This is a genomic window from Bradyrhizobium sp. NAS96.2, assembly GCF_001908235.1.
GTDB lineage: Bacteria > Pseudomonadota > Alphaproteobacteria > Rhizobiales > Xanthobacteraceae > Bradyrhizobium.
Genome location: NZ_LGHK01000349.1, coordinates 1 through 3,657 on the forward strand (window position 1 = coordinate 1; position 3,657 = coordinate 3,657).

The window sequence follows — 3,657 nt, forward strand, 5'->3', positions numbered from 1 at the left end:
CAGCGCCGCGGCCAGCGAGACCGCGCCGCGCACGCCGGTGAAGGCCACCACGAACACCGCCCGCCACGACGGCAGCGGATCGCGGTCGCGCAGCTGCCTGCTGAGCCAGCGCGGCAGATAGGTGCCGGGAAACACCCAGAGGAACCGCGCAACGATTACGATGACCGCGACCAGCACGGTGGCGGTCAGGATGTCGTGCAGCGGAAACGACTTCGACTTCTCGTAGAGCGAGCGCATCTGGAAGCCGGTCATCAGGAACAGCAGGCCCTCGATCAGATAGATGATCAAGTCCCAGAAGAAGATGCCCTGCAGGCGCGTCGCGGCTGATATCAGCAGCGGCCCGTTCCAGCTCATATAGAGCCCGCAGGCGACGGTCGCGATCACGCCGCTGCCGCCGAAATGCTCGGGGATCCAGTAGGCGAGATAGGGCGTGATAAGCGACAGCGTGATCTCGACCTGCGGATCCCGGGCTCTGCGGCGGGCACGCAGGCTGAGCCAGCCGACCGCAGTGCCGAACGCGATCTCGCTGGCAACGATGACGAAGAACGTGCCGGTCGCCTTCGGCAGCGAGAACAGCCCGGTCGTGATGGCGGCGAGCGCGAAGCGGTAGAGGATCAGCGCGGTCGCGTCGTTGGCGAGCCCTTCGCCCTCGAGGATCACCAGGATGCGCCTGGGCATGCCGAGCTTGCGGGCGATCGCGAGCGGCGCGACCACGTCCGGCGGCGCGACGATCGCGCCGAGCAGGAAGCCGACGCTCCAGGGCAGGCCGATCAGATAGTGGGTCGCGCGCGCGACCAGGAACGCGGTGAAGATCACGCAGCCGACCGACAGCAGGATGATCGGCCGCAGATTGGCCTTGAACTCGCGCCAGCTCATCGCGACGCTCGCCGAATAGATCAGTGGCGGCAGCACCACCAGCAGCACGAGTTCGGGCGGCAGTTCCAGCGACGGCATGCCCGGCACGAAGGCCAGCACCACGCCGACCAGCAGCAGCAGGATCGCCGGCGCGATATCGGTCCGCCGCGCAACCAGGGCGGTTCCCGCCAGCACGCCGAGCAAAGTGAGAAAGATCTGAAATTTGGCTTCCATAACGGGCTCAATTCGCCCGGAAACCAGCGCCAGTCAATGCGGTCCGGCCTGAGCCGGACCGCTGGGGCATGTCACAAAGCCGTCGTGGAGGCGGGGTGGACCGGCGGTCAGTCCCTGAGGTCGTAGCGGTAGGACTTCGAGACGATCTGCCAGCCGTCGGCGAGCTTCATGGCGACAAGGTAGTCGGTGAAATAGCGCGGCGGCAGCTGGCAACGCACCTTGATGAAGGCGGTGTTGTCGTCGGAGCGGTCGATGGTGACGATGAAGTCCTCGCGCGGCTTGCCTTCGGCCTTCGCCGACGTGCGCTTGCGCACCAAAGCGAGCCAATCCGGCACGGTCAGGACCTTCAGCTCGCCCTTCTCCACCCAGCGCAGGTCGGCGCTCGGATGAAAGGCTTCGGCGAGCTTGTCGGCATTGCTCTCATAGAGGCCGTCGAAATAGGTTTGCACGACCTTTTCGACGCTGGATCGATCTTGGCTCATTGGTTAGTCCTCCCGGCAGGGTTTTGGTCTACTGGAGCGTTTTCGAGCAAGGTGGGTACCGGTTCGCGCGAGGAAACGCGTCAAGGAGAATCGAGAGCCCCCATCCCGATTCAATCGGAACGGAAAGGGCCCTAGAACTTAGCCGCGAACCGCCGCATCGCGCCATGGCCGGCGGCAAAATTCTGCGTGAGGAGCAAGTTGTGACCGCATCTGCAAATTCGAATGAAACTACCCTGACCGGCGAATGCTTCTGCCGCGACGTGCGCTACGAGGTGGCCGACGCGTTTGCCTATGCGCTGAATTGTCACTGCTCGAACTGCCGGCGCACCACGGGATCGGCGTTCAAGCCGTTCGCGGGGATCTTGCGCGAAAAGTTTACCGTGACCAGCGGTGCCGGCGGTCTCCTGATCTACGGCGATGAGATCACCCACGACGCGCATTGCGGCCGCTGCGGGTCGCTGCTCTATTCGCAGGTCCGTGACGGCGCTTATGTCCATGTCACGCTGGGGACGCTGCGCGATGCGCCTTCGATCCGGCCGACCGCGCATATCTTCGTCGGCTCCAAGGCGCCATGGTACGCGATCCTGGACGACCTGCCGCAATATCAGGAGCACGTGACGCAAGGCGGGGAATAAATGGCGGGGAATAAATCCGCTCAAGGCAAGTTCTTGTTCTGAGCCTGGTCCGCTTGTGCCGCTGACGTCTCGGACGGCCCCAGCGAGAAGGCGAGCACGACGTCGTCGGCGCCCTGCTTGAACTCCTTGCCGACCGCGGTGCGCGCGGCGTCGGCAAGTTCCTGCAACGGCTTGTCCTGCAGCAGGCGGGGGAAGGTGACGGTCACCGACGTGAGCCGGCCATTGTGCCAGTTGAACCCGACCGCCGGTTTGACCCCGACCATCGCAACCAGATCGTTCTCCACGGCCTTGGCGTGCTTGAAGCCATCGAACACGGCGTCGACCAGGCCACAGCCCGCGGCGCAGCCGGCCAGCAGCGCGAGGACGAGGAGGTTTCGGACCATGGCGCCGACCGTGCCGGCCCTGGCAGATGGAACCGCCGCGCTTGTGCCCTGCATCGCGTCCTCCGTGCGTCTGTTCTCGTTGTCCGGATCGTGCACGAAAACGCGTGCCCGGCCAAATCCGAACCGGCGGTCGGTTTCGTCGACTAACAGTCAGGATGGCATGGTCCACGCCGGCGCGGATCGTGAGGCGCCTCACAAAGTGCCGCGCTTGATTCTGCTAGACGGACCTGCATGCTACAAAACGGCCAGAGTGTCGCCATGAACGGGTCTGGGTTCTTGAACTTGAATCGATTGCTGCTCGCCGTCGCGGCCTTTCTGCTGATCGTCTGCCAGCCGGCCTTCGCCGAGAAGCGCGTGGCGCTGGTGCTTGGCAATTCGGCCTATCGGAACACCGCGCCGCTGGCCAACCCGGTCAACGATGCCTCGGTGATGGCCGCGACGCTGAAGAATGCCGGCTTCGACACGGTCGACTTCCGCAAGGACCTGCCGGCCGTCGAGACCCGGCGCGCGCTGCGCGAATTCGCCGACCTCGCCCGCGATGCCGACATCGCGCTGGTCTATTACGCCGGCCACGGCATCGAGGTGGACGGCGCCAATTACCTGATCCCGGTCGATGCCAGGCTGGAGCGCGACACCGACGTCTATGACGAGGCGCTTTCGCTCGATCGCATCCTGGTCGCGATCGAGCCGGCGCGGAAGCTGCGGCTGGTGATCCTCGATGCCTGCCGCGACAACCCGTTCGCCAAGACCATGAAGCGGACGCTGGCGACCCGGGCGATCGGGCAGGGCTTGGCCAAAGTCGAACCGACCAGTCCGAATGTGCTGATCGCCTATTCGGCGAAGGCCGGCTCTACCGCGGCCGATGGCGACGGCAAGAACAGCCCGTTCACGATCGCGCTGTCGAAGTTTCTGCCGACCCCCGGTCTCGATGTCCGCCGCGCCTTCGGCTATGTCCGCGACGACGTGCTGAAGACGACCAACAACCGCCAGGAGCCGTTCGTCTATGGCTCGCTCGGCGGCGAGGACGTGCCGCTGGTGCCGGCCCCGGCCAAGCCGGCGCCCACCGCT

Annotated in this window: 5 protein-coding genes; 2 read left to right on the plus strand and 3 right to left on the minus strand. The window is 65.2% G+C overall.

Features of this window, described 5'->3' with window-relative positions:
• Both AC628_RS41150 and AC628_RS41155 read right to left on the minus strand, forming a co-directional pair.
• On the minus strand, nt 1-1,089 hold a 1,089-nt coding region (locus AC628_RS41150; RefSeq protein WP_074132513.1), incomplete at its 3' end, for a cation:proton antiporter.
• A 107-nt stretch (nt 1,090-1,196) separates the two neighbouring features.
• Complete coding sequence (locus AC628_RS41155; RefSeq protein ID WP_074132514.1) at nt 1,197-1,571, minus strand: nuclear transport factor 2 family protein; 375 nt, start codon at nt 1,569-1,571, stop codon at nt 1,197-1,199.
• 200 nt (nt 1,572-1,771) lie between these two features.
• Between AC628_RS41155 and AC628_RS41160 the strand changes: the two genes are divergently transcribed.
• Nucleotides 1,772-2,206, plus strand: a complete 435-nt coding sequence (locus AC628_RS41160; protein WP_074132515.1) for a GFA family protein — start codon at nt 1,772-1,774, stop codon at nt 2,204-2,206.
• 20 nt (nt 2,207-2,226) lie between these two features.
• Here AC628_RS41160 and AC628_RS41165 read toward each other — a convergent pair whose 3' ends face one another.
• Nucleotides 2,227-2,643: a hypothetical protein gene (locus AC628_RS41165; protein ID WP_245321602.1), complete on the minus strand. Its 417-nt coding sequence runs from the start codon at nt 2,641-2,643 to the stop codon at nt 2,227-2,229.
• Between the two features lie 204 nt (nt 2,644-2,847).
• On the opposite strand from AC628_RS41165, the gene AC628_RS41170 reads away from it, so the two are divergent.
• Nucleotides 2,848-3,657 (plus strand): caspase family protein (locus AC628_RS41170; protein ID WP_210190336.1); only part of this gene is annotated, 810 nt, incomplete at its 3' end.